A 25,804-nucleotide genomic window follows, 5' to 3' on the forward strand; every position below is an offset into this window, starting at 1 on the left:
CATATTTCCGTCGCCTTGCCGGACGATGGCGGGCGCAGCGGCAAAGGAGTCTATGGCAATCATGCGCCTTTTCCGACAGACTTCATTTCATTCGATCCAACCGGTGGCTGCCTGATGAACCGTTTTGTGCTGACGTCCGCATTCGTGCTCGCCGCTTCGGCCGCCTTTGCCGCCGAGCCTTCGGAAAAGCCCGTTGTCTGGCCGCAGCTCCCGCCGAAGGCGGCGGTGTCGAACGTCAAGTTGGTCGAGCCCCATCTACACGTCAACCGCGCAGGCAAGGGCGCGCCGCGCATCGCCCTGACCTTCGATGCCTGCATGGGCAAGACCGATCCGCGCATCCTCAGCACACTAGTCGATCAGCATATCCCGGCGACGATCTTCGTCACCGCTCGATGGCTGCGCAGCAATCCCGAAGCGCTTGCCGTCTTCCTCGCTCATCCCGATATTTTCGAGCTTGAGGATCACGGTCAGAACCATATTCCCGCGGTCGATATCCCAACGACGGTCTATGGCATTCCCGCTGCCGGCTCGCCGCAGGCGGTCGCGCAGGAGGTCAAAGGCGGCGCTGATGCCATGATGGCCGCTGGCATTCCTCAGCCGCATTGGTTCCGGGGCGCGACGGCGAAATATAGCCTCTCGGCTATCGCTCAGATTCGCGGCATGGGCTATCGCATCGCAGGCTATTCCGTCAACGGCGACAGCGGCTCGCTGCTGCCGGCCAAGATGGTGGAAAAACAATATGCCTCCGCCAAGGATGGCGACGTCATCATCTCGCACATCAACCAGCCGACCCATACCGCCGGCGAAGGCGTTGCCGCGAGCATCCTGGCGCTGAAGGCCAAAGGCGTGCAGTTCGTCCGCCTGCAGGATATCCCCGAGCAGGGGGATGACGATACGACGAACTGAGGCGGTTCGGCGTCGACGCCGATAGCTGACGCCTTCACTGCGGTAGTTGCGGCTGCACCTTTTCCTCGAAGAACAACTCGTTGACCACTGTCATGACGATCAGCGACAGCGGCAGGGCGAGCATCGCGCCGACGGCGCCCCACATCCACGTCCAGAAGATGATGGCAAGGAAGACGATGAAGGGATTGAGTTCCCATTGTCGGCCCATCACCGCCGGAAAAACCAGATTTTCCACGGTGAGATGGACGGAGAAGAACGCGGCGGCGGGGAGGAGACCGAAGATGATATCGTCATGGGTGATGATGCCGGCGATCGCCAGCGCGGTCGTTATCGTCGTGATGCCGACGAACGGGACGAAGCTGGAAAGAAAGGCGAATATGCCCCAGAGGATCGGCGTGCCCATGCCGCCGACATAGGCGATGACCGTCATCACGACGCCGAGACCCACATAGATCAGCGACGCCGTAGCAAAGTAGAAGCCGAGCACCTGCTCCACCGCATTGATGATGCGGATTGCCGTCAGCCGTGATGCCCGGGTGGAGAAGGTCATGATGATCGTCTTGCGCAGGCTGATGCGGCCGGCAAGGAACAACAGCAGCGCCGCAAAAAAGAGCAGGCCCTGGACGATGGCAGGCGTGAGGCTGGCGGCGAGAAGATGCAGCACATTGCCGGTATTTTCGAGCAGCACATTGATGGACATCGGTCCGCTTTCAAAGGTTTGCGGTGTGATGTGCAACCATTTGATCTGTTCGAGATAGGGCATCAGCCGATCGACGGTACGCTGGAAAACGTTAGGCCCTTCCTGGGCGAGCGTCGCCATCGGCCCGGCGAGTGAATTGATGATCAGGAAGATGACCAGCGCCACCGCCGATGACAACAGAACAGCGTTGAGGACGCGCGGTACGCCGAGTTTGCTGAGCTTTTCCGCAGCCAGCCCGAGGATCATGCCGACGACGACGGCCAGGGTTACAGGGATGAGGATGATCGACATCATGTAGACGCCCGCCAACGCCAGCACAAGGAAGATGCCGATGAGAGCCCAGGCGGAGGCAATATCCAGCGCGTCCTTCTCGACGGGTGCTGACGAGCCATTGTCCAACTGCTCGGTGTCCGCTCGCAACGCATCCACCCAGGCGCTGGAACGCCTTTCGCTCGTCGCTCCCAATCTGCGCGCCTGTTTGCGTATGCCGTTGGCGATATCCATTCCGGACATGTCCCCGAAACCCCATTGCTTCGGTATGCAAACGCGAAAGGCCCGCCCTGGTTCCGGGGCGGGCCTTTGACATCATGGGTCAGCGGATTCGCGATCAGGCGATTAGATTGAGCCCGATGCCCCAGGGATCGCGCAGCGAAATCCCGCTGTCGCGTTTTTCCGTCTTGATCTCATGCACATCGAGCGCGGCGACCGCCTTGTCGAGCGCGTCCTTGTCGTTGAAACGCAGGGTGTAATCGGAAAGGCCGGTCATATCCTTGGACCGGACGCCGGCGCCGCGGCTGTTCCAGGTATTGGCGCCGAGATGGTGGTGATAGCCGCCGGTTGCGAGGAAGGTCGCGCCGGGATAGCGCGCCGCCATGACGTTCATGCCCAGCACATCGCGGTAAAAGGCATTCGCCTCCGCAACGTCGCCGACCTGCAAATGGATATGGCCGATCGCCGAACCCTCGGCCATGCCATCCCAGCGATCCTGCGGCGCGCTTTCGTAAAGCTTCTGCAAATCGAGCCTGAGCGTCGCCATCTCGACCGTGCCATCGCTGTGGAATTTCCACTGTTCATGCGGCCGGTCCGCATAAATCTCGATGCCGTTGCCCTCAGGGTCGGAAAGATAGATCGCCTCGCTGACGATGTGGTCGGACGCGCCTTCGAGACTGACGCCATTATGTGCGGCGTGCCGCAGCCAGCGAGCAAGCTCGATGCGATCGGGCATCAGAAAGGCGGTGTGGAACAAGCCCGCGGCGGTTTGCGGCGCTCGTTTGGCCGCACGATCCGTTGTCAGAACCAAAAGCGGCTGGCCGGCAACGCCCAACACCTCGCCGCTGGCCGTCTTTTCAATGACCCTGAGGCCAAGCATCTGCTGGTAGAAGCGCGACACCACCGCCAGATCGGTGACGATCAGGTGCGACTGGCCGACATAGGCGGGACGCGTAAGCGCATAGGAAAGGGCAGTTTCGGTCATGCGAGTGTTCCAACCTCAATGTTCTGCAAGAGAGCAACCGGCGCGGCGGAGAAGACGTCGCCAATAGCAGGGCTTGAGAGCTTTCGCCGGTTGATGTGCCTCTTCAGAATTCAAGCCCGCTGTACTTGACCTAGATATGGCCGATTCCGATTGTTCACAGAAGGCCCGAAATTGCAGATTGAGCGTTCGCTGGTTGTTGACAGCCGCGCGATCAGCTCACCTGCCATTTACCAAGATTTACTTATATGTCCGTTTCACCCGCTTGTCTCCAACCCCTTGAGGTGCAACGATCAAAGGCGACGTCGAGCAATTGGAACACGCATGCATGCCCGAAATCAAAGGCATTCGTTGGGCCTATGACCGATATGAAGTGATCGTTGACAGTATCGTCAACGGGATTGGGGTCGTCTTTGCTTTGATCGGCGCGACCGTGTTGATCTTCTATGCGACGGTGTGGAGCTCCTATCGCGAGATCGCTGCCGCTTGGATCTATGGCGTCGGCCTTGTTCTGACGCTGGCCATGTCCTTTACCTACAATCTGTGGCCGGTGTCGCAGACGAAGTGGGTCCTGCGGCGTTTCGATCACTCGGCCATCTTCGTCTTGATCGCCGCCACCTATACGCCGTTCCTGGAGCGCGGCGCCGAGGATCCGCTGTTGTTTGCCATGCTGATTGCCATCTGGATTTTTGCCGGCTTCGGCATCGCGCTGAAATGCGTTTTCCCGGGGCGGTATGACCGGCTGGCGATCCTGCTTTATCTCGCCATGGGCTGGAGCGGTGTGCTGGTGGCAAGGTCCGTTTCCATGCATATACCCTACGCGTCGATGCTACTGATCGTCATCGGCGGCGTCATCTATTCGCTAGGCGTAATTTTCCATGTCTGGGAGAAGTTGCGCTTTCAGAACGCCATCTGGCACGGCTTCGTGCTCGCTGCCACCGCAGTGCATTATTCGGCGGTGCTGACCTGTTTCAGCCTGTCACCGGAAAACTCTTGAGATCTGCGTCGTCGGCGTGCATTTCCTCGTCGGCTGCAGGCTGCGCACCAGGCGCATGACGATGGCGTCGAAGCGCTGCATGTCCGTCTTCGGATAATCCATCTGGAAGAAGGCGGCGCCGCCATCGCAGAGTGCTACGCCGCGCACATAGACGATGCGGCCCTGCCTCGTGCCCGAGAAGCTGATGCCGCGCGAGGTCGATTTCGAATAGGAAATCTGCCAGCCTTCGTCCTTGGCGATTGCGACGCGGACATTCGCTTCCGCCGAAAAGTCGCCATCGAGGATATTGGTGCCGAAAACAAGCAGCCGTGCCGACTGATCGGTCGGCGTCAAGGTCAGTCCGTCGCCATTGTCCGAACGGGTCGAAAGGCGGAATTCCGAGGGTAGTTCGATTTCATAGCCAAACCGCGCATTGTCATAGGACCACCAGTCGGCAGCCAGTGCCGGCACAGCAGAAAAGAAAAGGAGGGCGGTCAGGCGCGCGAGCATTGCGGTTTCCGGGAGGCGGGATCTGCAAACCAGCTATGAATAGCGCATTTTTCAGCAGAAATTCCATAGTGATTCTAAGAATGATCAGAAAATAGCTTCAATTCGTTACGGTTTCATTGCGAGCCATGCAGGAATGGCGGATTTACTTCGTCAATATCGCGGAGTATGCCGCCATCGATGCCTTAAACGATTGGACAATTCGACTATGGACCAAGCCGTGCTGCTTCGCGACGCCACCGAGGCTGATCTGCCCGCGATTTGCGAGATCTACAACCACGCGGTCCTGCACACGACCGCGATCTGGAACGACACGTTGGTCGACGTCGATAACCGTATTGAATGGCTCAAAGCGCGCAAGGCGAGGGGCTTTCCGGTCATTGTCGCCGAGAAGGACGGGAACGTCGCCGGCTATGCGTCATACGGCGATTGGCGCGCCTTCGACGGTTACCGGCACACGGTCGAAAATTCCGTTTATGTCGACAAGGATCACCGCGGCCTCGGCATCGGCGAAGGTTTGCTGCGCGAACTCGTCGCCCGTGCCGCCGAAGGCAATATCCACGTCATGATCGCCGCCATCGAAACCGGCAATACCACCTCCATCCGCCTGCATGAAAAACTCGGCTTCCGCATCGTCGGTCAGTTTTCAGAAGTCGGCACCAAGTTCGGCCGCTGGCTGGATCTGACCTGCATGGAGCTGCGCATAACGGTCTAGGGCGTGAACTCATTAGCGGCTGACAGACCGGGAAGTGAGACAGCGCGAGCGGAGGGCCGACTTTTCGGATAAAGTTCTCTTTCTGATCATCTGAGGGCGCTAAGATGTTGGCCTCTGACTTAACGAATTTTATCGAGCAGGATCATCTGGCTTTAGATGCTTTCGTGAAGGGCGATCCTGAACCTCTGAAAGATCTCTACTCGCGACGGGATGACGTCATTATCGCTAATCCGTTCGGGCCACCGGCGAAGGGGTGGGAAAAGGCCGCCGCGACCATGGAACGGGCTGCAACCAATTACCGGGACGGCGAGGCCACCGGCTTTGAGCGCATCTCCGAGTACGCGACGGCGGACTTGGGGTACATCATTGAGGTCGAGCGGTTCCGGTCCAAGGTCGGTGGCGGCGACAAACTGGTGCCGATCGCGCTTCGGGTCACCACCATATTCCGGCGGGAAGAAGGCGCATGGAGGATCGTCCTTCGTCACGCCGATCCGATAACCTCAGCCCGCCCGCCGGCATCCCTAGTCAGAGAGTAAAAGGGTTGCCGGACCCGGCTGGGACGGCCACGCCTAGCTCGCAGTCATTCCCGCGTCATAGCTTGACGCTATCCAAGCAACGGCAGATCTGAATCGTGATTTTCATCGCGGGTATCCTTCGTTGCATCCTCCGAAAATGCAGATAGCCGTCGTCGGCGCAGGGATTGTTGGGGCATCCATAGCCTATCACCTGGCACGCCGCGGGGCGCGAGTGCATTTGTTTGACGAGGGCCCGGCACCAGCCGCGGGCGTCACCGGCAAGGCCTTCGGCTGGGTCAACCTCATCAATGGCGACCCGACGGCAAATTACGCGAACTATCGCATCTGGCGCGAGGCGATCAGCGAATATCAACGTTTGAAGGCCGCCCTTCCGAAGGCCCTGCAGCATGCGCGGACGGGTTCGCTGATGTGGCATCGGACGGCGGCGGAGACGGAGGCGTTGGTACGGGAGCATCAGGCTGCGGGTGCAACGGTCGAACTGGTGGATGCCAAGACGATCGCCTGGTGGGAGCCGGAGCTTCGCGAAGTGCCGGAATGCGCCGCCTTTTCTCCCGACGATCTCGCGCTGGATCCGGCACAGCTCGCGCGGACATTTGTAGACGCCGCGATCGCTTTCGGCGCTAAGGCGGATTTCGATCAGAAGATCGTCGCGCTCGAAACATCTGACAGCCGGATCACCGGTGTTCGGACGGCAGGGCAGGTCGTTTCGGCGGATGTCGTCGTGCTGGCTGCCGGCACATCGGTCAATGCGCTGATTTCGCCCTTGGGACTGGCGATCGGCGTCGAAAGCTCGCCCGCCGTGCTGATGCAATTTTCCGCTGACCGGCCCTTCCTCAATCGTATTCTTCGCGGGCCGGGTTTGGAAATTCGTCAGCGGCCTGACCATTCGCTGGTCTCCGCCGCAAGCTGCAGGAGCGCCGCCGAAGAGGAGGCGCCGCGGGCGATCGGACATCGGGTGCTCGACGTGATGAGACGAAAGCTCGCTCTGCCCGATGGTGTCGAACTGCGGCAGGCAGCCGTTGGCTACCGCCCGGTCTTCGCCGATGGGTTTCCGAGGCTCGGCTTCTTGCCGGGCGTCGATGGCGCCTATGTCGCCGTCGCCCATCCCGGCGTCATTTTAGCACCCTTGCTCGGCCGGTTGACGATGGAGGAGGTCATGGAGGGACAGCGGTCGACGCTGGTGCCCGGGTTCAACGTGGCAGCTTTTCCCGCCAGCTAATTCTGGCGGCTTACGTCTCCGCCTCGAACACCATGGCGTGACCGTTGATGCAATAGCGCAGTCCGGTCGGCGGCGGGCCGTCGGGGAAGACATGCCCGAGATGGGCTTCGCAGGCGCCGCAGCGGATTTCCGTGCGCACCATGCCATAGGACTCGTCGCGATATTCCTTCACCGCCTCCGGCGAAACCGTTTCGAAATAGCTCGGCCAGCCGCAGCCGGCATCGAATTTCGTGTCCGAGCGGAAAAGTGGTGCGTTGCAGCAGACGCAGCGGTAGAGGCCGGTTTCGAATGAGTCCCAGTAGGGTCCGGTAAAGGCGCGCTCGGTGCCATGCTGCCGGGTGATGCGATATTGCTCCGGCGTCAGTTGTTCCCGCCATTCGGCATCGGTCTTCTCGATTTTAGGCCCTGTCATCGTAGCAGACATGAGTGTCATCCCTTTCCCATCACCCAATCTATTAGGCGAGCCCCGTTGTCGCAATGTGGTGCAGCCCGTCCCGTCTTCAACTATTCAGCCATGATGCCAAAGCCGATTCCAGTGGTTTACCCCTCGGTTTTTCTCGCGCGGGGCTTGAGGCAATCCAGCCTTTAGCCTATCCCAATGAAGACTTTCGGCTTTGCCGGACTCCGTGATCGTTCAGCAGGGAGAAGACATGGCCAGTGTCACCGGCCTGACATTCCTGGCTTTGTGTCTGCCCTTTCTCGGTGCGATCATTGCGCCTGCTGCCGTCCGTTATCTCGGCCACAACGCGGCCTGGCCGCTGGCGCTTTTCCCCGCACTCGCCTTTCTGCATTTCGCGGGTTTTCTTCCCGATGTTGCCGCCGCCCATAATGCCCAGGGCGGTTTCGAGTGGGTGCCGAGCCTCGGCTTGCGCTTTTCCTGGCTGCTCGACGGCCTTTCGCTGACATTCGCGCTGCTGATCACCGGCATCGGCACGCTGATCGTGCTTTATGCCGGCGGCTACCTGAAAGGACACGAAGATCAAGGCCGCTTCTTCTCCTTTATCTTCCTGTTCATGGGTTCGATGCTTGGCCTCGTCGTGTCGGACAGTTTCCTGACGCTGTTCGTTTTCTGGGAGCTGACCTCGATCACCTCCTTCCTGCTGATCGGCTTCGATCATCAGCGCGAGGCTGCGCGGCGGGCTGCCTTGCAGGCGCTGGTGGTCACCGGCGGGGGAGGGCTTCTGCTGCTCGCGGGCCTGTTGTTGATCTGGCAGATCACCGGTGCAGCGGACATGTCCGGCCTGTTGAAGACCGGTGGGATGCTGCGCGAAAGCCCGCTTTATCTTGCGGCGCTGATCTTAGTACTCGGCGGCGCCTTTACGAAATCCGCGCAATTCCCCTTCCATTTCTGGCTGCCGAACGCCATGGAGGCGCCGACGCCGGTGTCTGCCTATCTGCATTCGGCAACGATGGTGAAGGCCGGTGTCTACCTCGTGATGCGACTCAACCCCGTAATGGGTGACACAACAGCCTGGGAGACGATCCTGCCGGTTTTCGGCGGCATGACCCTGCTGGTGGGAACGCTGCTCGCCATCCGCCAGACCGATTTGAAGCTGAAGCTCGCCTACACGACGGTCTCTTCTCTCGGCTTGCTGGTATTGCTCACCGGTTTCGGTTCCGATTATGCCGTCGAGGCCGCCGCGCTCTATCTGGTGGCGCATTCGCTGTTTAAAGGCGCGCTCTTCATGGTCGCCGGCATCGTCGATCACGAGACGGGCACGCGCGACATTACCCATCTCGGCGGTTTGCGCAACGCCATGCCGTTGACCTTTGCTATGGCGCTGGCGGCTGCATTTTCCATGGGCGGCCTGCCGCCCGCCTTCGGCTTTCTAGCTAAGGAGGAGATCTATGCCGCGTTGGCCCAAGTTTTCCCCTGGCCGATCCTTCTGGCAGTCGTTGCGATTGTCGGTAACGCGCTAATGTTCTCTATCGCCTTCGCCGTGGCGCTGAAGCCGTTTATCGGCGCGCGGGTCGAAACGCCGAAACATCCGCACGAGGCGCCGCCGCTGCTCCTGCTTGGCCCGTTTGTCCTTGCCGTTCTCGGACTAGCCGCAGCCATGGTCTCCGGCTTTTGGCACGTCTACATCTCCTCGCCGATGGCAAGTGCCGTCGGTGGCAAGGCAATGGAGATATCGGTCTCGCTCGCTCCGCATCTTGGTGCACCCTTGGCTCTGTCCGCTCTGACCGTGCTGATCGGTGCCTTCATCTATTGGAAGCTCGATCGCGCCCGTTTCCTGATGGCGATGGTGCTGCGCGGGCTCGGGCCGGGACCCGATCGCGGCTTCGATGCCCTCATCTCGGGGCTGGTGCGCCTGTCGCACGCCGTCTCCCATTTTCTGCAGCCGGGCCGGCTGGAGATCTACGTCACCGTCACCTTCCTTTGCCTTGCCGCAATGCTGCTGGTGCCGCCGGTGCTCCATGGCGAGTTGCCGGTCGTCCCCTCATGGCCCGATATGCAGTGGCATGAGGCGGCGATTTTCCTCATCGCCGTCATTGGTCTTGCGGCCGTCGTCTCGGCGCGCGACCGGCTGACGGCAATTGTTTCGCTCGGCATTCAGGGCTTTGCCGTCGCCGTCATCTTCCTGCTCTTCGGCGCGCCGGATCTGTCCTTCACGCAGTTCATGGTCGAGACGCTCTCCGTCGTCATCCTGGCGCTGGTAATGACGCGACTGCGCCTGTCGCCCGCCGATCGCCGTCCGCCGTTGCAGAGGCTATTGCATGCGGCGCTCGCCATCGCCTGTGGCCTCGGCTTCGGATTGCTGCTCTTGAAGGCCACGCAAGCACCCTTCGATCTGACGCTGACGGCATTTTTCAATCATTATTCAAAGCTGATCGCCCATGGTGCCAACGTCGTCAACGTGATCATCGTCGATTTCCGCGGCACGGACACGCTCGGCGAAATCGCCGTCGTCACCATCACCGGCCTCGCCATCCTGGCGCTGATCCGCATCCGCGCCGGCGGTGAGCGCAAGCTTGCGGCCAACAACCCCGACGTGGAAGAGGTAATGGAGGCCGAGCGTCCATGAACACCGTCATCTTCCGTACCGCCGCGCCTTTCCTGACCGCCTTGATGCTGCTCTTCTCCGTCTTCGTGCTGCTGCGCGGCCACAATGAGCCCGGCGGAGGCTTCATCGGCGGATTGATCGCGGCCTCCGCGCTGGCGATTTATGGCATTGCCTGCGGTGTGACGGCGGTGCGCCGGGCCATTATCTTCCATCCGTTGACGATTGCCAGTTTCGGCCTGCTGGCCTCGACGGTTGCCGGGTTGCTGTCGGTCTTCTCTCGCGTGCCCTTCATGACCGGGCTCTGGATCTATCCGCATCTCTTTGGCGTCGAGGTGCCGCTCTCGAGCGTCATGCTGTTCGATGCCGGCGTCTATCTGGTCGTCGTCGGCGCCATCACCTCGATCGCGCTGGCGCTCGAAGAGCGGGAGGCGGAGTGATGGAGGTGGTCTTCGCAATGCTCGTCGGCCTGTTCTTCGCCGCTGCGATCTATCTGATGCTGTCGAAGTTTTCGATCCGCATCATGCTCGGCATCGCCATCCTCGGAAACGCCGTCAACCTGCTGCTTTTCACCGCCGGCCGGGTAACGCGCGAAGTGCCGCCGATCATCCCGTCGGGCGCTGACACGCTCAATGCGGATGCCGCCAACCCGCTGCCGCAGGCCCTGATCCTGACGGCAATCGTCATATCGTTCTCTTTCCTCGCCTTCCTGCTGGTGCTGACCTATCGGGCCTATCAGGACCTGAAGACCGACAATACCGGCGAGATGCGTGTGGCAGAACCGAAAAAGCGGCCGCTGCCGCCCCTGGGGTATTAGCAGCATGGCGGCCCCGACCAGCATCGCTGTCGATTTTTCCGCTGCGCTGGTGTCGGTGCCAGTGCAGGCCGGTCATTGGCTGGTGATCCTGCCGGTGGCCCTGTGTATTGGCCTCGGCGCGATTTTGATGATGTTTCGCGACCGCACTGCCATGCACGGCTGGATCGCCATTCCCGGCCTGGTACTGCTGGTGCTGATCGACGCGGCTCTGCTTTATAGGGTCGCTAACGAAGGGCCAGTGACCATGGTCATGGGCCGCTGGCTGCCGCCTTTCGGCATTGCTTTCAGCGTCGATCTTCTCGGCGCGGTGATGGCGCTGGCGGCGGCGGTCGTGGTGCTTGCAGCGAGCCTTTATGCGCTCGGCGAGATTACGGTCAGCGGCCGCCGCTACGGCTTCTTTCCGTTCCTCATGCTGCTGCTTGCGGGCGTGAGCGGCGCATTTCTGACCGGCGACGTCTTCAATCTCTACGTCTGGTTCGAAGTGCTGCTGATTTCCTCTTTCGGCCTGCTGATCCTCGGCTCGGAGCGTGAGCAGATCGATGGCGCTTTGAAATATGCGGTGCTGAACCTCATCGCCACCACGCTGTTTCTCGTGTCCGTCGGCTATGTCTACGCCATCTTCGGCACGCTCAACATGGCCGATATCGCGATGAAGGCGAGGGCGCCCGGCAACGAGGCGCCGCTGATGACGCTCGCCGGCCTCTTTCTCCTCGCTTTCGGCATGAAGGCCGCGGCCTTCCCGGTCAATTTCTGGCTGCCCGCGTCCTATCATACGCCACGCATCACCGTCTCGGCGCTTTTCGCCGGCCTGCTCACCAAGGTCGGCATCTATGCGCTGATCAGGGTGCTGGTCATGCTGCTGCCGGTCGAACGCGCTGGGCTCGGCCCGGTCACCACGGTCATTGCCATTGCGACGATGCTGACCGGCGTACTCGGCGCGCTCGGCGAAAGCGATATCCGCCGCCTGTTCGGCTATGTCGTCATTTCCGGCATCGGCACGATGCTGGCCGGCGTCGCGATTGGCAGCGCCAGCGGCCTCAGCGGGGCGATCTTCTATGCACTACATTCGATGGTGCTGATGACGGCGCTCTATCTGCTGGCAGGCCAAGCGGCCCGGCTCGGCGGCAGCTTTTCGCTTGCTACCCTCGGCGGGCTTTACCGGCAAAGCGGCTGGTTCGCAGGTCTGTCACTGGTGCTGTTTTTCGCCGCTTGCGGCCTGCCGCCATTTTCGGGCTTCTGGCCCAAGGTCGTCTTGGTGAAGGCGGCGCTCGATGCGGGCGCCTGGTGGATCGCGGCAGCGATCCTGTTGACGGGCTTTCTCACCACCATCGTCTTCGGCCGCGTCTTTCTCCTCGCCTATTGGCGTCCAAGATCGGCGCAGGATGCTGCTGTGCCGCAGCCGATCGCCTGGCAGGCCGGCTTGCCGCTGGTCGCCCTCGCAGCCTTGGTCATAGGGTTTGGTCTGTTTCCCGAGCGGTTGCTGCATCTGACGCAGCTTGCCGCCGGCGGTCTCGAAGATCCTTCCGCCTATCTGCACTCCGTCTTTGCGGGGGCTGGAGGCGCACAATGATCCTGCTCGTCTTCAACCTGCTGCTCGCCATTGTCTGGGTCGCCATCACCGGCAGCGCCTCCTTCCTCAATCTTGTCCTTGGTTTTGTCCTCTCGGCACTCGCCCTGGCAATGATTCGGGAATCCCATGGCGGCGTCCTCTATCTCGAGCGCCTCAGGCGGATTCTGGCGCTGTTGCTGCTGTTCCTGCGTGAACTCGCCAAATCCGCATGGGCCGTTGCGGTAACCGTCATGAGCCCCAAAATGGATGTGAAGCCCGGCATCTTCGCTTTTCCGCTGACTGTCGACCGCGATTTCGAGATCACCCTGCTCGCTAATCTCATCACGTTGACGCCCGGTACGCTCTCCGTCGACGTTTCCGACGACCGCAAGACTCTCTATGTGCATGCGCTCGACTGCTCCGACCCCGAAATGTTGAAGCGCGGCATAGCCGATGGCTTCGAGCGCCGAATCATGGAGGCTTTCCGATGATCGCCGCTTCCATCGTGTCCGCCGCCGCCATGGTGTCGCTTGTTATTCTCAGCCTGGCGTTCCTGTTCACCGTCTTTCGCGTGGTAATCGGTCCGACTTTGCCCGATCGGGTGCTGGCGCTCGATATGCTGGTGGCCGTCGCCATCGGCTTCATTGCCGTCATCGCCATCAAGACGGGCTTCACACTCTATATCGACATCGCCATCTCTCTCGGACTTGTCGGTTTCCTCGCCACCGTCGCTTTTGCCCGGTTCATCCTGACCCACGGAGCATCGGAACAGGCCGAACGGCAACCATCGGCGCCGATTGCGGCCGGGAGGAAACCGGTTCGCAAGAATGGCCGTCGCAAGAAGGGAAAGCGGTAATGGAATTGGTCGCCGCCATCGTTGTCGCCTTCCTGCTGCTGGCTGGCGCATTGTTTTCGCTGGTCGCGTCGATCGGTATCGTCCGCCTGCCGGATCTCTATAGCCGCATGCACGCCGCTTCGAAGGCTGGCACGGTTGGTTCCGGCCTGTTGCTACTTGCAGTCGGTTTTCACTCGCAGGATCTGCCGATATTGGCGCGGGCACTGGCCGGTTTCGTGTTCTTCATCTTGACTGCGCCGATTTCTGCCCATCTTCTCGCCCGTGCCGCTCACAAGGCGGGCCACCGGCTGATGCCACCGTCGGTGCGCGATGATCTTTCGAAAGGCCGAGTAGAGGGGCGTTCTTACAAAATGAAAAGCTAACAAACGCTTGGATTGCCAGAAAAGTGAATACAAATTCTCGTCGTTAGTTACCTATTTTTAATAGATGAGAAATTTGCAAAGAAATGATAGAATTAAAAACTGGACATTTGGAGAAAGAGTGGTAATCCAGATTCAAGTAGAGTTCTGATGTTGAGTTAGTCTCAACCGGCTTTAAGTGCCCGATGCTTTGATCTTTCTTTCAAACAACGGCGGGCAAAACTTTCTTCCGGTTAAGGATTGACGGACCTACCTCCGTCATCACTGATTCTATCGTCAGGCGGTATAAAAACGGGTTTCGTTGCACGAAGTCTAGGGGTGGATTTCGTATTGCGGGCAATTTGGCATGAAATGCCCCGTTTTTTTGCTGATTGCTGCTACGAATACGGGCAATGCCGTTCGCGGTATGTCCAGCTCATACATTTCGAAAATCGAAATGATTATGCGCAACGTCTAAAGTAATGCTGTGTTTTACGTGTTCCGTTGGAGGCGTAGCGCAGTAGGCAAGCCGATGAACAGGAGAACAAAATGACAGATACGGCCCTTGGCAATGGCCAGGATTTGCTGGTTGAGCTAACCGCCGACATCGTGGCGGCGTATGTCAGCAATCATGTAGTCCCGGTCAGCGACCTTCCGAATCTGATTTCCGACGTACATTCCGCCTTGAGCAACACCTCGGCTCCGGCCCCCGCCGTTACCGTGGTTGAAAAGCAGAAGCCGGCCGTATCCGTTCGTAAATCGGTACAGGACGATCAGATCACCTGCCTGGAATGCGGCGGCAGCTTCAAGTCGTTGAAGCGCCACCTGATGACCCATCATAGTCTTTCGCCTGAAGAATATCGTGAGAAGTGGGATTTGGCAGCCGACTACCCGATGGTTGCGCCCGCCTATGCCGAAGCTCGTTCGCGTCTCGCGAAGGAGATGGGTCTTGGCCAGCGCCGCAAGCGCGGTAGCCGCTAAATTCCCAAATCGACGACACCATCAAAAAACCCGGCTTTCGAGCCGGGTTTTGTCGTTTCACCAGCGTGGCAGATTCTATGCGGCGGCGCGTACTATCGCCTCTTCGCGGATACGCTTGATCATCGAGCGCAATCCGTTGGCGCGCTGCGAGGAAAGGTGTTCGACCAGGCCGATCTTACCGAAGACGTCGAGAGCATCGAGCGCGGCGATCTCTGAGGCCGGTTTACCGGAATAAGTGGCGAGCACGATCGCCACCAGCCCGCGCACGATATGCGCATCCGAATCACCTTCGAAGGTCAGTATTGGATTTTCCGGATGGCCCGCAGTGTGCGTTACCAGCCAGACCTGGCTGGCGCAGCCCTGCACCTTGTTTTCCAGCGTCCGCTTCTCTTCCGGCAAATCCGGCAGCGCTTTGCCGAGCTCGATCACATAGCGATAACGGTCCTCCCAGTCGTCCAGGAAGGTGAAATCCTCTATGATCTGTTCAAGCGTCGCCATCATGCCGGTCCAATTATCCACTTGCTTGGATATAGGTGAAAAGGTCGATGATTTGAACCCATGACAAAAAAGAACGCCGTGAGCGATGGCAAGCTCACGGCGCATAAGGGGGAGGCATCGATGGAAACGGAGATCAGGTTCGCGGCTTCGGCAGCGGCACCGGAATATAAGAGGGCAGCTTGACAGTGCCGGTAACGACCGCGTCGGCCGTCTCGACGATGATCGCGCGCTTGGCGGGCATTGGCTGTGCCTCGGCGGCGACCTGCTCACGGTTGACGACGGGGGCAGGCGCAGCCTGGTTGGCGGCCGCCTGCTCGCCGGACTTGTCGTCCTTGAAGTGCTGGCCGAGGAGATCGTAAGCGACGCGGGCGCCGTCACGGGCCTGATAGCCGAGCGCGGTCAGCGTCTCGCCGCCTTTCTGGCAGACATCGGGTTTTTCCGCGCACATGGCGCCGACATATTGCATGACGCCGCTCGCGGCCGACAGCGCATCGGAAACCTGTACCTTCGGTTCGTCAGCCGACCGCGGAGCGCCGTCGGGCTTGGCGAAGATCGGCAGGAACATGAGAACCAGTGAAAACCAGAACCCCGCTCTAATGAGAAACCACATTGCCTTGCCCATCCTTTATTTCGTTCGGTCTTGTCGCCGATCGAAGTCGTTTATCTGATGTTGCTCAGACCCTATTCGACAGAGGACAACACCCCTTTTCAAAACTTGGATGTATTTTCGGCAAATTTGATTCAAATTGTAGCAATCGGCATTTCAAGCTCATTTGTGTCGAATTGTAGCGATTGCTGTTAAGTATGTCTCGGCCGATCTGCCTGATATCCCGGGGCTTGCGGGCGTCGACGTCGACGCAAAGGTTAACGTGTGACGGAAATCTAAATAAAATCCGCTGCTTACCCGCTGTTAACCACAAAAACCAAAGGTCTCGCCATGTGCGCCAAAACGAGATTTTCGAGCTTTTTCGACCGATCCACGCGCCCGTTCTTTATTCTTTCCTTAAGTCGCGAAGGCCTATTGTGCGGTTGAATAACTGACCGTTTGTGCGGGTTTTGGTGTGCGCGTATTGAGTAACATTGCTGGCAGGGCTGGAGCCCTCGTGGACCGGGCAGGCGGAAGCTGGCTCTCCCGGACAAGCGGGAATGGTGAAGTCCGTGAACAGGAACTGGCGATCCTGCGCCGGCTCGCGCTCGCCTCCTCTGCGGCTCTTTTCGTCGTTCCAACAGGGCTCTCTTTTATCACCAGCCCTGCCGTGGCGTTGCCGGTCGGCGTTGCCACCGTCTGCGCTGGTTTCCTGTTTTCTGCCGTCGGCAGCATTGCTCTGTCGCGCCAGCGTCCTGCCTCCGGGCTGGTCGAAGCCGTCGTCGTCGAGCATCGCGATCTGATGCTGGAAGCAGCGAGTGGTCTTGTTCTCCTGTTCGATCCGCAGGGCAGCGTTACCGCTGTCGGCGGCCGCGATCGTGCCGAATTCCTGAACTGGATGCGCGATCCCTCCGGTCGCGGCTTTGTCGAACAGGTGCATGTCTCCGACCGCATCCTCTTTCTGCAGGCGGTCGACAGGCTTCGCCAGGGCCGTGAAGCCCTCGGCGTCGATTTGCGCCTGGAACGTTCGGCCGTCGTCGAGGGCAACGACCAGTTCGTCTATATCCGCATGGAAATGACTGCGCGACGCGACGGCGAAGGCCGGTTGACGGGGATCGTCAGCCAGTCGCGTGATATTTCCTACGATCAGCAGCTTCGCGACCAGGCCGCACGCAAGGCGGCGGAGGCGGAATCCGCCAATGACGCCAAGTCGCGCTTCCTCGCCGCGGTCAGCCACGAGCTGCGCACGCCGCTCAACGCCATCCTCGGCTTTTCCGATATCCTCAGCGGCGAATATTTCGGCAAGCTCGAGAACAACCGCCAGCGCGAATATGTCGGCCTGATCCGCCAGTCCGGCGCGCATCTGCTCTCCGTCGTCAACACCATGCTCGACATGAGCAAGATCGAGGCGGGCCGCTACGAACTTCTGCTCGAGCCTTTCCCCATCGAAGCCTCCATCGGTGCTTGCGAGGCCATGCTGGCTCTGCAGGCCAAGGAGAAGGGGCTGACATTGACGAGCCGGGTGCAGCGGGGCCTCGGCGATATCGTCGCCGACCAGCGCGCCATCCAGCAGATACTCATCAATCTCGTCGGCAATGCCATCAAGTTCACCGATGCGGGCGGCGCCGTCACCATCGATGCGGCCATGACCGACGGAATGCTGAAGCTGTCGGTAAGCGACACCGGCATCGGCATCGCCAGCGAGCGTCTCGCTTCGCTGGGCCAGCCTTTCGTGCAGATCCAGAATGATTATACCCGCCGCTATGCCGGCACCGGGCTGGGCCTGTCGCTGGTCAAGGGCCTGGTGGCGCTGCATGGTGGCAGCTTCGCCATTGCCAGTGCGCCAGGTGAGGGCACGGTCATCACGATCCTTATCCCGTTTGACGGTTCCGGCGCTGTAGCGGTGCAGCCGGCTGTGGATGTCGGTCGCACGGTCGATTTTCCGCCACGTCTGAAACATAGTCTGGAGATGAACGAGAAGCGAAAAGAGGAAGAGGTGAATGGCCCCGCAAAAGCGAAAATCGCCTAAGGGAAAGGGCAGGGCCAGGCGAAAGCAGCCCGGCTTTGCTTCCCGGGGGGCGGTTGCCGTCGGTAGCCTCGGCCTGCGCGGTGCCGGCGCGCTGGGCGGCCTCGGTGTGCGTGGCGTCGGTGCCTTGGCCACTTTATGCGGCGGCGTTGTCGGCCGGCATCCGGCCGCCGCCGCCGGAGTCGCAATCTTCTTCGCGGTCTTTGGTTTCGTGACGGCCAATGCGCTCTGGTATCAGGCGGGCACACACCCGTCGCCACTGCTGCGCACGCGGGATCCCAACTCTCCCTATCAGATCCCCGGCCGCAAGCCCTTCCTGCATGCGCAGCAGACCGATACCGGCAACGTCACCACGTTCCGCATCGAGCGGCAGGACACAACGGCGAATGCCGCAGCACCCTCCGCACAGGTTCGGACCGCCAGCCTGCCGGCGACGCAAACACCGGCAGCGGCGACCACGACACCATCGAAACTGGTTGCCGACGTGCAGAGCGAACTGATCCGCCGCGGCCTCTATGACGGCACCGCAGACGGTGTCATCGGCTCGCGCACGACAGCCGCTATCCTGTTCTTCCAGGAAGCGTCCGGCCTGGTGCAAACTGGGGTCGCAACTCCGGAACTGCTGGCCGCGCTGAAGGATCCCGGCACCCACGCCAGCTCCAAGACGAGCGTTGCGGCCGTCCCGTCGGAGCGGCCCATCAATGTCTCGGCCAGTGCTTCCACCATCGATCCCATCGCCGCCGCCATTCAGAGCGCGGAGAAGGATATCAAGACGAGCGCCGCCCCCCGGAGCGGGCCAAGCGACGCCGTCAACACCGTCAACATGGTGATGCAGATCCAGAAGGGCCTGAGCAACATCGCCTATACCAATGTCAGCGTCGACGGCGTAGCCGGCGAACAGACCAAGGCCGCCATCCGCCGGTTTCAGAAGCACTACCGGCTGCCGGAAACCGGCGAGCCCGATATGGCGGTCTTGAAGAAACTGCAGGACATCGGCGCGCTTTAATCTTCCCCCTTGATTGCTTTGTGCCCGACCGGCCGGTATAGCTCAGCCATGAGATTGCGCAGCGACATTTTCGTTTCCGCCTTGACCCGCCGTCTTTTTGCCCGCGGCGATTTTGCCGCTGTCGAACACAAGGGGTCGGAGGAGGCGGGGGCTATCTTCATCCGCCAGCGTTTTCGCGATGGGCTGGAAACGCTTTATGCTCCAGCTCCACAAAGCTTCTTCGATGAAGAGGAAAGCGGGACGCGCCTGTTCGAAGTCCGTTTGGATCGTAGGGAACCCGAAGATATCAGGCAGACGCTTGACCGTGAGCTGAAATTCGATCCCGATCTCTGGATCATCGAGCTGGAGACCGACGATATTGCCGATATCGTGCCGCTGGTCGAGCAACGCAGCAATCCTCTCTGACGAAGAGCTAGTCCCCTCGTTGTTAGGGCAGGCGGTCCTTTGAGCCTGTTTCCAGCGGCCACTCGCTGGTGTCATGGTCGGGGTGCTGCCGGTTCGACGCGATGATGCGGGGCAGGTATCCATTTGGATCAACCGCGTATGTCGGATGATTTCCCGGGAGCTCATGCAGGCTGGCATACCAGGAGACCCTGCTCTCATTGCCATATTGAACAACTGGCGGCACCTGATTGGGCTGGTCGAAGGTTCCCGGAAGAATGCCTATGTCTTCGAACTCCGGATATTCGAAAATCATCGGCGTGCCGCAATCCTTGCAAAAACCGCGTCGCGCCAGGGCAGAACTCTGAAACCAGGAAAACGCACCCCGCGTCACCCGAAACGCGCTCTTCATGACAGGGCAGATGACCGCAAACGGCCCGCCGACCGCTTTCTGGCACATTCGGCAATGGCACACATGCACGTTTTGAGGGGGAAGGTCGCAGGCAAAGCGAATGGCGCCGCATTGGCAGCCGCCGGTCAACGGATGGGCAGTCGCATCATGGTTCATGTCGCTGTCCGCGTGTGGAGGTCGGCAGGCCCGCGATCCTACCATGCAATAGCTGGAGGCGACACGCGAAGAACTTACGGGCTAAATCAACGCGAGCGGCTGACGACACGCAATTCGCGGATCGGACTCGCCTTAGGGCCGAAAAGCGGCGTGCCCGGGCGGACCGCAGGCTTCTGTTCGGGCGGCAGATAAGTGTACCGGTCGGCGCGGCGCCAGGCTTCGACACGAGCCTGACTTTCCTCTGCATCGATGCTGTCGAGCACCAGCCAGGCGCGGCTGACACTGCCATGCTGTTCGGTCAGATGCGGATAGAAGCGCTCCAGCGCATAGACGGCATCGGCAAAGCCCATGCCGAGGCTCGTCAGCGTCACTGCCAGTTGCTGGCCGGACGTGTCGATCATGATGCGCTCGGCAAGCCAACGGCTCGAGGAAAGTGCGTCGGCAAGCGTGGCGGCAAATTGCTGCGCCTCGCGCTCGCGGGCGAAACGCACCAGCAATGCTTCCTGCACATCGGAAAGGCTGCGCAGGCCCAGACGATCCCTATCGTCACGGCCGAGATGGCGGGCGACCTGTTTGATCTTCTGCCGCAGGGCTTCCTCACGGGCAAGGCGCTCGGCCTCGATGTCCGCAGCGCTCGGTTCCGGCACCAAGGCCGGAGCAGGGGCGGCCGGCGGGGTCGCCGATATTGTCATGCCGCGTTCCGGCTCGGCCTGATGCAGGCTGACAAGGGTGTCGATGACTTTAGGCGATAGCGAGGGTCGGCGGACGATCGCTTTCGCATGCGCGGCGCCCTGCGTGCGGGCGATGGTGATCAGCGTATCGTCGTCGATCGCTTGCGAACTCGCCAGAAAGGGGGCGGCGATGGCGATCGGCTGGCAGCCGATGAAAAGGGAGACGGCCGGCGGCACGGTTGGGCATTGCGAGAGTGCGGCGACGGCCTGGCGTTTCGCTTCGTCGGATGAGGCCTGGAAGAGGGGAGTAAAGAGCTCGGCAAACTGGCGAAGCTCCGATTTCGATGGATGATTCAAACCTTCGAAACTGGTCACCGTCGCCATCAGGACCACATCTTTCTTGCGGACTGTCGCAGGCTCTTCGAGGTCTCGAAACCGGTCACGCACGCCAACACCCATACTGATACGCAAAACAAAAAAGACGGGAACCGGATCGGCAAACCTGCGCGCCGCTGTGTTTTTCTCTGGCCGAGCCGGATCGCGCTTTGGTTTTTGCGGGCGCTATCGGCGATGGCTATCGAAATGGGCGTGGACACGGTCGTCCTGATCTGGCTTTTTCGGAAGAGTAAGGGGCGCAGGGTTAATGGTTCGTGAAAACTTTATTAAAATCCAAATAAAAATTGCGCGTTAAGCTTGCGTGGGGATGGAAGTCGAATTTTGGCCTGATCGGCTCCGTCAGCGGGCGCTCAACCTTTACGAAAGCTATCTCGCCGTGACGCGCTGACTAGCGTGTTCAACTTATAAGGGTTTCGAGGATTAACCTGCCCGCTTGGGAAAGTTGCCCGGGAGAAGCTCGCAGCATCAAGGGCTCAGAGCGTCTTATGCTCCCGCAAGGCGGCCAGTAGTCTTTCGGAAGTATTATAGCCGGATTGAAACAGGCCGAGCGCCGCCGTTGCCGCGAACTGGGCCTCGGTGCTTTTGATATCTATCCGCTTCTCCAGGCACCATTTATCCAACGCGCCGCGCAGCACGATAATGTCCTCCGGGGAGAAGAACGAATTGGTCGTCGCTGACATTGCCCGCCCTCAGGTTGCCCCCTTTACAATACGTCAAATTTTCGTTGCCGCAAATAATATTTGCATGACACTTTTCTGCAACGCTCGCATCCGACCGGCTACCGCGAATATAAGATATTTTTGGCCTAAGAGCATGATTTTACAATATTTTACTGCTCAAATGATTTTAGAGATTTTTACATCGTATATGAAACCAAATCCGCCCTCTCGGCGTTAGAAGATCACGGCGCCGCGAAAGCCGAGGGAGTGCCAAAGCAAGCCGCGGCAATGATTAGCATTCTGTTAACTACAGTATGTCTCAATTCGGGTGATAACGGCGATTTGCAGAGTTTAGTCGCATGATTATTCGCATGGCCGCCACAGTTGGGCGTCCATGTCACGGTGTCTGGGGAATGCCGTGAGAATGGCGTGAATGCCCTGTTGTCAGAGCCGCAGGAGGCGGCGAAGATTTTGGGGAGCGCCAGCCCGCTTGGGAATAGCGGGCAGGATGAAATTAATCGCAAGTTCATCCGTCTCGGGCCGTAAATGGAGACGAGAATGGCAGAGATCATATCCCTTTTGGATCGAAGATCGCGGTTGCCGCTGCGGGCTCAGAAGGAGCCGGTGGAGGCGAAGATTCTTCTGTTCACCGGCGTCCGCTACGAGCGCCTCGACGTCAGCTCCCATCGTCCCGGAACGGGACCAAAGCGGGCGAAGGGCAAGTAGTTCGGCACTATGCCGGCGAGATGCGCCGGCACGACCCCTTCGGGGCGACTTCGATATCGTGGCCCGTGAGCCACGATACGGATGCAATCCACTCGCCGGTTCTTAACTGAAACGGCATCCAGCTTCGCGATTAGATCTTACCGTCCATCAAACACGTCGCAGCCGGCTTCCGAGAGGAAGTTCCGGGCGGCGTCGTCAAAGCTTGCTTGTGGCGCCATTGTGCGCAGCACGACATAGCCCTGCGCGCGCGGCGCTTCGACCAGGATCGATTGTGCGAGCGACGGCGGCAATGCCTTGCGGATCCCCGTGAGCTGGATCGGCGAGGCAAGCAGCAAATCCAGCACGCCGCCGACCGAAGTGCGGTCGCTCATGCTGAAGACCTCGTTCGATGCGGCGTCATAAACGGACAGCGACCAGAACGGCACCTTTCCCTTGGCCGTCAGCCGGATTGGCTGAGTTCCGATGTCGAAGGCACAAACGGCCGTACGAATGTAGGGGTCGCTATTGGAAAGCCCTGAATCGTCATCCTTGTCGTCCAGCGTATAGAAGTGGTTTTCATCGCCCTCATCCTCGACACGGGTATAGGCGTCGCGATCGGAAAAATGCGGCAGGGAGAGGATGATGATGACATGCAGGAGCGTGGCGCCAAGCAGGCCAGTCAGAATGGCGAAGACGACCCTAAACATGACCGCACCTGATTTTCTCGAGCTTCGGCATGGACAGATCGATAAGACCGGAATTGCCTGCCGCAGGCGAATCCAGCAGCGTCCACACCAGACGGAAGTTGCCGGAAACGGGCAGCGACAGCCAATTTCCCGCCTGTGCGTCCGGCGAAACGGTGATGGCGAAGCTCGAATCCGGATTGCGCAGCACGATCCACGAATTGAGCGCGGTCGGCCGGCCAGGAGATCCGCCAAGCGGCTCGCCGTCATTGCCCGCGATGAACAGCGTCCATAGCCGCGCCGGCGGCGTCTGGCCGCTGATGCGATAGCTGCAGCCCGCCGTCAGCCGCGCGCCGGCATCGTCATCGGAGGCGGTGAACGTCAGCCCCTCTGCCGTGCCGTAGAGCAATCGTCCCGCACGGGCGCGATGCGATTTCGCGTAAGGATCGGCGTCGACCGTGTGCATTTCCGGAAATGCCTGCCAGGTGCCGAGCTTGATCGCGCCGAAACCGGAGGTCGCATCCAGCGCAAAAAGCGTGAATAGGATTCCCCCGCCAAAGGCGATTACCAGCGAAAGTGCAACAAGAAGGGGAACCCGGAACACTCTGAGATCGTCCTCGTGACCAACTAGAGGCCTGATTTATCCCTGATTCGAAGGGGTGGGGGAAGTGCGGGCGGTTGCTTGCCGATCTTGCCTCGCCAAAAGGAGCGGCGGCAACAGGTCGGTTCGGGGGTGGCAAGCATGAAATTGCGGGCAGCCCGATTTCACTCCGCCTGGGCCACCTTCTGCGCGGCGAGCGGCGCTGCCGCCTTCAGCTTCTCGCCGATATCGCGCAGGATTTTCGTGGAATCCACCGACAGCGAGCGCGGCCGAACGAGCGGGGGCAGGGCGTTGTCATCGGGCGCCTGAGCTTTCTTGGCAGCCACGGTCTGCGGCTTTTGCACCGGGAAGGGATTGTCGATGCCGGGGATCGGCTTCAGCACGATGCCCTGGTGGGCATAGTCCATGATCTTCTTGAAGGTCATGGCCGGCAGCGTGCCGCCCGTCATGTTGTTGGTCGAGGTGTAGTCGTCGTTGCCGAACCAGACGGCGCAGGTGTAGTTGCCGGTGAAGCCGATGAACCAGGCATCGCGATAGGCCTGCGTCGTACCCGTCTTGCCGCCGACGAGGATGCCGTGGTCGAGCGCTGCCTTGCGCCCGGTACCGATGATCGGAATCTGGGTCAGCATCTGGTTCATGTAGGAATTGGCTTTTTCGGAAAGCACGCGTTTGGCCGGCGGCTCGTCACGCGCGAAATCGTAGAGCACCTTGCCGTCATAGCCCATGATCTGCGCAATGCCGTGCCGGCGTGACTGCATGCCGTCGGCCGGGAAAACCGAATAGGCCGTCGCCTGGTCGAGTACGGTCACTTCCGACGTGCCGATCGGAATGGTCTTGTCGTTGCGGATCGGTGTCTCCACGCCCAAGGCCTTGGCCATGTCGCGGATCGGCTGGATGCCGAATTTCTCCTTGGCGAGACGAACTGGAATGGTGTTGATGGACTGCGCGATCGCCTGCGTCAGTGTCACCTTGCCTTCATAGCGGTTTTCATAATTGTGCGGGCTCCAATTGCCCCAACTGATCGGCGCGTCGACGATGGTCGACGTCGGCGTCATGCCGTTCTCCATGGCAACGGAATAAGTGTAGATCTTAAAGGACGAGCCTGGCTGGCGCAGGGCTTTGGTGGCGCGGTTGAACTGGCTTTCGCCATAATCCCGGCCGCCCACCATGGCGCGTACCGCCCCGCCGTTTTCGATCATGACGCTCGCACCCTGCGAGGCGTGATAGCGTTCGCCATATTCCATCAGGCTGGACTCGATGGAATCCTCCGCTGCCTTCTGCAGGCCCATGTCGATCGTCGTGCGGACGATCAGCGAACGCTCGGGGAAGTGGACAGCCAGTCGCTGCACCTCGTCGAAGGCCCAATCGAGGAAGAAATCCGGTGATTCGATCTGGGCGCGATCGACGACCGAGGCGGGATTGCGCCTGGCGGCAATGACTTGCCCTTCGGTCATCAGACCGCTTTGCACGAGGTTGGTGAGGACATCGTTGGCACGGGCGCGTGCTGCCGGCAAGTTCACATGCGGCGCATATTTCGCCGGCGCCTTGAAGAGACCCGCCAGCATCGCCGCCTCGGCCAGGTTGACGTCACTGATGCTCTTGCCAAAATAGAACTGCGCCGCCGCAGCGGCACCGAAGGTTCCGCCGCCCATATAGGTGCGGTCGAGATAGAGGCTCAGGATCTCTTTCTTGGAAAGATTGGCCTCCAGCCAGATCGCCAGGAAGGCCTCCTTGATCTTGCGGTCGATCGAGCGCTCGTTACTGAGGAAGATATTCTTGGCAAGCTGTTGCGTCAGCGTCGAGCCGCCTTGGACGACGCCGCCAGCCTGCGCATTGACGGTCAGCGCCCGGAACAGGCCGAAGACATCAATGCCGAAATGGTCGAAGAAGCGGCGGTCCTCCGTCGCCAATACCGCCTTGATGAAATAGTCCGGCAATTGGTCCACCGGCACGGAATTCTCATGAATGATGCCGCGATGACCGATGACGCTGCCGTAACGATCGAGGAAGGTGACGGCGAAGTTGCCACGGTTGCGCCAGTCTCCTTGCGTGGCTTCGAAGGCAGGCATGGCGAGCATGAGCATGACGATGGAACCGGCGGTGCCGAGCGTCAGCCCTTCGCCTAGCAGTTCGAACAGGATGCGCTTCCAGCCGCGGGCGCGAAAACGGCGGAAGAAAATGGTAATATCTTCCCAGAGTTCGGCGAGGCGGAATCCGGCATTCCACAGGGTAGAGTCGATCCATGAATCGATACGCAGGAAAAAATGCCGCTTCCGGCGTGGCCGCTGCTCCGCTTGGCCCTCCGGCTGTGCATCGGGCTTGGTCTCAGGCCCGTTTTCTGGGTTGGATGGGTCTTCCACGCTCTACTTCCCGACCACAATGCCTCAGTGCGTATTCCCTTGGGGCACGCAAAGCCTACCTCTCATAGACCGGTGAATTGAATAATTGGTT

29 protein-coding genes are annotated in these 25,804 nt (G+C 60.2%); 17 read left to right on the forward strand and 12 right to left on the reverse strand.

From position 1 onward, the window contains the following. Positions 1–114 precede the first annotated feature (114 nt). The gene (locus QA648_RS03355) at positions 115–906 is read left to right on the forward strand and encodes a polysaccharide deacetylase family protein (RefSeq protein WP_104825027.1); all 792 of its coding nucleotides are present in this window, start codon (positions 115–117) and stop codon (positions 904–906) included. Between the two features lie 34 nt (positions 907–940). Here QA648_RS03355 and QA648_RS03360 read toward each other — a convergent pair whose 3' ends face one another. Together QA648_RS03360 and QA648_RS03365 are read right to left on the reverse strand one after the other, a co-directional pair. After that, positions 941–2,110: an AI-2E family transporter gene (locus tag QA648_RS03360; RefSeq protein WP_283049611.1), complete on the reverse strand. Its 1,170-nt coding sequence runs from the start codon at positions 2,108–2,110 to the stop codon at positions 941–943. 103 nt (positions 2,111–2,213) lie between these two features. Next, positions 2,214–3,080, reverse strand: a complete 867-nt coding sequence (locus QA648_RS03365; RefSeq protein WP_283049613.1) for a VOC family protein — start codon at positions 3,078–3,080, stop codon at positions 2,214–2,216. Between the two features lie 325 nt (positions 3,081–3,405). Between QA648_RS03365 and QA648_RS03370 the strand changes: the two genes are divergently transcribed. Further along, positions 3,406–4,074: a hemolysin III family protein gene (locus QA648_RS03370; protein ID WP_104822420.1), complete on the forward strand. Its 669-nt coding sequence runs from the start codon at positions 3,406–3,408 to the stop codon at positions 4,072–4,074. Here QA648_RS03370 and QA648_RS03375 read toward each other — a convergent pair. After that, on the reverse strand, positions 4,057–4,563 hold the full coding sequence (locus tag QA648_RS03375) for a hypothetical protein (protein WP_283049616.1): 507 nt from the start codon (positions 4,561–4,563) through the stop codon (positions 4,057–4,059). The two genes, QA648_RS03370 and QA648_RS03375, sit on opposite strands and share 18 nt — an antisense overlap. A gap of 205 nt (positions 4,564–4,768) precedes the next feature. Here QA648_RS03375 and QA648_RS03380 point away from each other — a divergent pair, with 205 nt between their 5' ends. From QA648_RS03380 to QA648_RS03390, 3 genes are all read left to right on the forward strand, one after another. Continuing rightward, complete coding sequence (locus QA648_RS03380; RefSeq protein WP_104822421.1) at positions 4,769–5,275, forward strand: GNAT family N-acetyltransferase; 507 nt, start codon at positions 4,769–4,771, stop codon at positions 5,273–5,275. 104 nt (positions 5,276–5,379) lie between these two features. Beyond that, positions 5,380–5,811 carry a nuclear transport factor 2 family protein gene (locus tag QA648_RS03385; protein WP_283049618.1) on the forward strand — a complete coding sequence of 144 codons (432 nt, stop codon included), beginning with the start codon at positions 5,380–5,382 and terminating at the stop codon, positions 5,809–5,811. A gap of 136 nt (positions 5,812–5,947) precedes the next feature. Next, entirely contained in the window at positions 5,948–7,030 is a 1,083-nt protein-coding gene (locus tag QA648_RS03390) for an FAD-dependent oxidoreductase (RefSeq protein ID WP_283049620.1), read from the forward strand. 10 nt (positions 7,031–7,040) lie between these two features. Here QA648_RS03390 and msrB read toward each other — a convergent pair whose 3' ends face one another. Next, positions 7,041–7,454 carry a peptide-methionine (R)-S-oxide reductase MsrB gene (msrB, locus tag QA648_RS03395; protein ID WP_283049622.1) on the reverse strand — a complete coding sequence of 138 codons (414 nt, stop codon included), beginning with the start codon at positions 7,452–7,454 and terminating at the stop codon, positions 7,041–7,043. Between the two features lie 226 nt (positions 7,455–7,680). Between msrB and QA648_RS03400 the strand changes: the two genes are divergently transcribed. From QA648_RS03400 to QA648_RS03435, 8 genes are all read left to right on the forward strand, one after another. Continuing rightward, positions 7,681–10,056, forward strand: coding sequence for a putative monovalent cation/H+ antiporter subunit A (locus tag QA648_RS03400; RefSeq protein ID WP_283049624.1), 2,376 nt, complete (start codon positions 7,681–7,683; stop codon positions 10,054–10,056). Then, complete coding sequence (locus QA648_RS03405) at positions 10,053–10,472, forward strand: Na(+)/H(+) antiporter subunit B (protein ID WP_104822426.1); 420 nt, start codon at positions 10,053–10,055, stop codon at positions 10,470–10,472. Before QA648_RS03400 ends, QA648_RS03405 begins: the two co-directional genes overlap by 4 nt. Next, positions 10,472–10,849: a Na+/H+ antiporter subunit C gene (locus tag QA648_RS03410; RefSeq protein WP_104822427.1), complete on the forward strand. Its 378-nt coding sequence runs from the start codon at positions 10,472–10,474 to the stop codon at positions 10,847–10,849. The genes QA648_RS03405 and QA648_RS03410 overlap by 1 nt, the downstream gene beginning before the upstream one ends. Positions 10,850–10,853: 4 nt before the next feature. After that, positions 10,854–12,419, forward strand: a complete 1,566-nt coding sequence (locus tag QA648_RS03415) for a Na+/H+ antiporter subunit D (RefSeq protein ID WP_104822428.1) — start codon at positions 10,854–10,856, stop codon at positions 12,417–12,419. Then, positions 12,416–12,889 carry a Na+/H+ antiporter subunit E gene (locus tag QA648_RS03420; protein WP_104822429.1) on the forward strand — a complete coding sequence of 158 codons (474 nt, stop codon included), beginning with the start codon at positions 12,416–12,418 and terminating at the stop codon, positions 12,887–12,889. The genes QA648_RS03415 and QA648_RS03420 overlap by 4 nt, the downstream gene beginning before the upstream one ends. Further along, positions 12,886–13,254, forward strand: a complete 369-nt coding sequence (locus QA648_RS03425) for a cation:proton antiporter (protein WP_349254300.1) — start codon at positions 12,886–12,888, stop codon at positions 13,252–13,254. Before QA648_RS03420 ends, QA648_RS03425 begins: the two co-directional genes overlap by 4 nt. Continuing rightward, positions 13,254–13,616, forward strand: coding sequence for a monovalent cation/H(+) antiporter subunit G (gene mnhG, locus QA648_RS03430; protein ID WP_104822431.1), 363 nt, complete (start codon positions 13,254–13,256; stop codon positions 13,614–13,616). Before QA648_RS03425 ends, mnhG begins: the two co-directional genes overlap by 1 nt. Positions 13,617–14,141: 525 nt before the next feature. Then, entirely contained in the window at positions 14,142–14,573 is a 432-nt protein-coding gene (locus tag QA648_RS03435) for a MucR family transcriptional regulator (protein WP_104822432.1), read from the forward strand. A gap of 75 nt (positions 14,574–14,648) precedes the next feature. Here the strand turns inward: QA648_RS03435 and QA648_RS03440 are convergent, their stop codons facing one another. Next, complete coding sequence (locus tag QA648_RS03440) at positions 14,649–15,071, reverse strand: SufE family protein (RefSeq protein WP_283051203.1); 423 nt, start codon at positions 15,069–15,071, stop codon at positions 14,649–14,651. 133 nt (positions 15,072–15,204) lie between these two features. Further along, a complete protein-coding gene (locus QA648_RS03445) occupies positions 15,205–15,681 on the reverse strand; it encodes a DUF5330 domain-containing protein (RefSeq protein WP_283049628.1) in 477 nt (158 codons plus the stop codon). 451 nt (positions 15,682–16,132) lie between these two features. On the opposite strand from QA648_RS03445, the gene QA648_RS03450 reads away from it, so the two are divergent. Genes QA648_RS03450 through QA648_RS03460 form a run of 3 tightly spaced genes read left to right on the forward strand, consistent with a single transcriptional unit; the run spans position 16,133 to position 19,094 of the window. After that, positions 16,133–17,686, forward strand: coding sequence for an ATP-binding protein (locus QA648_RS03450; protein ID WP_283049630.1), 1,554 nt, complete (start codon positions 16,133–16,135; stop codon positions 17,684–17,686). Beyond that, complete coding sequence (locus QA648_RS03455; protein ID WP_283049632.1) at positions 17,658–18,689, forward strand: peptidoglycan-binding domain-containing protein; 1,032 nt, start codon at positions 17,658–17,660, stop codon at positions 18,687–18,689. Before QA648_RS03450 ends, QA648_RS03455 begins: the two co-directional genes overlap by 29 nt. 48 nt (positions 18,690–18,737) lie before the next feature. Further along, the gene (locus QA648_RS03460; RefSeq protein ID WP_283049634.1) at positions 18,738–19,094 is read left to right on the forward strand and encodes a DUF1491 family protein; all 357 of its coding nucleotides are present in this window, start codon (positions 18,738–18,740) and stop codon (positions 19,092–19,094) included. Between the two features lie 22 nt (positions 19,095–19,116). Here the strand turns inward: QA648_RS03460 and QA648_RS03465 are convergent, their stop codons facing one another. The 3 genes from QA648_RS03465 to QA648_RS03475 form a co-directional block, all read right to left on the reverse strand. Further along, complete coding sequence (locus QA648_RS03465; RefSeq protein WP_283049636.1) at positions 19,117–19,638, reverse strand: GFA family protein; 522 nt, start codon at positions 19,636–19,638, stop codon at positions 19,117–19,119. 86 nt (positions 19,639–19,724) lie between these two features. After that, a complete protein-coding gene (locus QA648_RS03470; protein WP_283049638.1) occupies positions 19,725–20,756 on the reverse strand; it encodes a DUF2336 domain-containing protein in 1,032 nt (343 codons plus the stop codon). Positions 20,757–21,178: 422 nt separating this feature from the next. Then, a complete protein-coding gene (locus QA648_RS03475; RefSeq protein WP_283049640.1) occupies positions 21,179–21,385 on the reverse strand; it encodes a hypothetical protein in 207 nt (68 codons plus the stop codon). A 537-nt stretch (positions 21,386–21,922) separates the two neighbouring features. Between QA648_RS03475 and QA648_RS03480 the strand changes: the two genes are divergently transcribed. Next, complete coding sequence (locus tag QA648_RS03480; RefSeq protein WP_166656783.1) at positions 21,923–22,090, forward strand: hypothetical protein; 168 nt, start codon at positions 21,923–21,925, stop codon at positions 22,088–22,090. A gap of 137 nt (positions 22,091–22,227) precedes the next feature. On the opposite strand, the gene QA648_RS03485 is transcribed toward QA648_RS03480, so the two are convergent. The 3 genes from QA648_RS03485 to QA648_RS03495 all read right to left on the reverse strand — a co-directional run bounded on the left by QA648_RS03485 (position 22,228) and on the right by QA648_RS03495 (position 25,713). Beyond that, entirely contained in the window at positions 22,228–22,776 is a 549-nt protein-coding gene (locus QA648_RS03485; protein WP_283049641.1) for a DUF1254 domain-containing protein, read from the reverse strand. Then, positions 22,769–23,356 carry a DUF1214 domain-containing protein gene (locus QA648_RS03490; protein ID WP_283049643.1) on the reverse strand — a complete coding sequence of 196 codons (588 nt, stop codon included), beginning with the start codon at positions 23,354–23,356 and terminating at the stop codon, positions 22,769–22,771. Before QA648_RS03490 ends, QA648_RS03485 begins: the two co-directional genes overlap by 8 nt. A 161-nt stretch (positions 23,357–23,517) precedes the next feature. Further along, positions 23,518–25,713: a transglycosylase domain-containing protein gene (locus tag QA648_RS03495; RefSeq protein WP_283049644.1), complete on the reverse strand. Its 2,196-nt coding sequence runs from the start codon at positions 25,711–25,713 to the stop codon at positions 23,518–23,520. Positions 25,714–25,804: the final 91 nt, after the last annotated feature.

Origin of the sequence: Rhizobium sp. CB3171 (assembly GCF_029714265.1) — a bacterium.
GTDB lineage: Bacteria > Pseudomonadota > Alphaproteobacteria > Rhizobiales > Rhizobiaceae > Rhizobium.

What these genes read in the sequence shown, in the direction of transcription:
- QA648_RS03355 (WP_104825027.1), top strand. Translation starts at nt 115, where the DNA reads ATGAACCGTTTTGTGCTGACGTCCGCATTCGTGCTCGCCGCTTCGGCC.
- QA648_RS03360 (WP_283049611.1), bottom strand. Translation starts at nt 2,110, where the DNA reads ATGGATATCGCCAACGGCATACGCAAACAGGCGCGCAGATTGGGAGCG.
- QA648_RS03365 (WP_283049613.1), bottom strand. Translation starts at nt 3,080, where the DNA reads ATGACCGAAACTGCCCTTTCCTATGCGCTTACGCGTCCCGCCTATGTC.
- QA648_RS03370 (WP_104822420.1), top strand. Translation starts at nt 3,406, where the DNA reads ATGCCCGAAATCAAAGGCATTCGTTGGGCCTATGACCGATATGAAGTG.
- QA648_RS03375 (WP_283049616.1), bottom strand. Translation starts at nt 4,563, where the DNA reads ATGCTCGCGCGCCTGACCGCCCTCCTTTTCTTTTCTGCTGTGCCGGCA.
- QA648_RS03380 (WP_104822421.1), top strand. Translation starts at nt 4,769, where the DNA reads ATGGACCAAGCCGTGCTGCTTCGCGACGCCACCGAGGCTGATCTGCCC.
- QA648_RS03385 (WP_283049618.1), top strand. Translation starts at nt 5,380, where the DNA reads ATGTTGGCCTCTGACTTAACGAATTTTATCGAGCAGGATCATCTGGCT.
- QA648_RS03390 (WP_283049620.1), top strand. Translation starts at nt 5,948, where the DNA reads ATGCAGATAGCCGTCGTCGGCGCAGGGATTGTTGGGGCATCCATAGCC.
- msrB (WP_283049622.1), bottom strand. Translation starts at nt 7,454, where the DNA reads ATGTCTGCTACGATGACAGGGCCTAAAATCGAGAAGACCGATGCCGAA.
- QA648_RS03400 (WP_283049624.1), top strand. Translation starts at nt 7,681, where the DNA reads ATGGCCAGTGTCACCGGCCTGACATTCCTGGCTTTGTGTCTGCCCTTT.
- QA648_RS03405 (WP_104822426.1), top strand. Translation starts at nt 10,053, where the DNA reads ATGAACACCGTCATCTTCCGTACCGCCGCGCCTTTCCTGACCGCCTTG.
- QA648_RS03410 (WP_104822427.1), top strand. Translation starts at nt 10,472, where the DNA reads ATGGAGGTGGTCTTCGCAATGCTCGTCGGCCTGTTCTTCGCCGCTGCG.
- QA648_RS03415 (WP_104822428.1), top strand. Translation starts at nt 10,854, where the DNA reads ATGGCGGCCCCGACCAGCATCGCTGTCGATTTTTCCGCTGCGCTGGTG.
- QA648_RS03420 (WP_104822429.1), top strand. Translation starts at nt 12,416, where the DNA reads ATGATCCTGCTCGTCTTCAACCTGCTGCTCGCCATTGTCTGGGTCGCC.
- QA648_RS03425 (WP_349254300.1), top strand. Translation starts at nt 12,886, where the DNA reads ATGATCGCCGCTTCCATCGTGTCCGCCGCCGCCATGGTGTCGCTTGTT.
- mnhG (WP_104822431.1), top strand. Translation starts at nt 13,254, where the DNA reads ATGGAATTGGTCGCCGCCATCGTTGTCGCCTTCCTGCTGCTGGCTGGC.
- QA648_RS03435 (WP_104822432.1), top strand. Translation starts at nt 14,142, where the DNA reads ATGACAGATACGGCCCTTGGCAATGGCCAGGATTTGCTGGTTGAGCTA.
- QA648_RS03440 (WP_283051203.1), bottom strand. Translation starts at nt 15,071, where the DNA reads ATGGCGACGCTTGAACAGATCATAGAGGATTTCACCTTCCTGGACGAC.
- QA648_RS03445 (WP_283049628.1), bottom strand. Translation starts at nt 15,681, where the DNA reads ATGTGGTTTCTCATTAGAGCGGGGTTCTGGTTTTCACTGGTTCTCATG.
- QA648_RS03455 (WP_283049632.1), top strand. Translation starts at nt 17,658, where the DNA reads ATGGCCCCGCAAAAGCGAAAATCGCCTAAGGGAAAGGGCAGGGCCAGG.
- QA648_RS03460 (WP_283049634.1), top strand. Translation starts at nt 18,738, where the DNA reads ATGAGATTGCGCAGCGACATTTTCGTTTCCGCCTTGACCCGCCGTCTT.
- QA648_RS03465 (WP_283049636.1), bottom strand. Translation starts at nt 19,638, where the DNA reads ATGAACCATGATGCGACTGCCCATCCGTTGACCGGCGGCTGCCAATGC.
- QA648_RS03475 (WP_283049640.1), bottom strand. Translation starts at nt 21,385, where the DNA reads ATGTCAGCGACGACCAATTCGTTCTTCTCCCCGGAGGACATTATCGTG.
- QA648_RS03480 (WP_166656783.1), top strand. Translation starts at nt 21,923, where the DNA reads ATGGCAGAGATCATATCCCTTTTGGATCGAAGATCGCGGTTGCCGCTG.
- QA648_RS03485 (WP_283049641.1), bottom strand. Translation starts at nt 22,776, where the DNA reads ATGTTTAGGGTCGTCTTCGCCATTCTGACTGGCCTGCTTGGCGCCACG.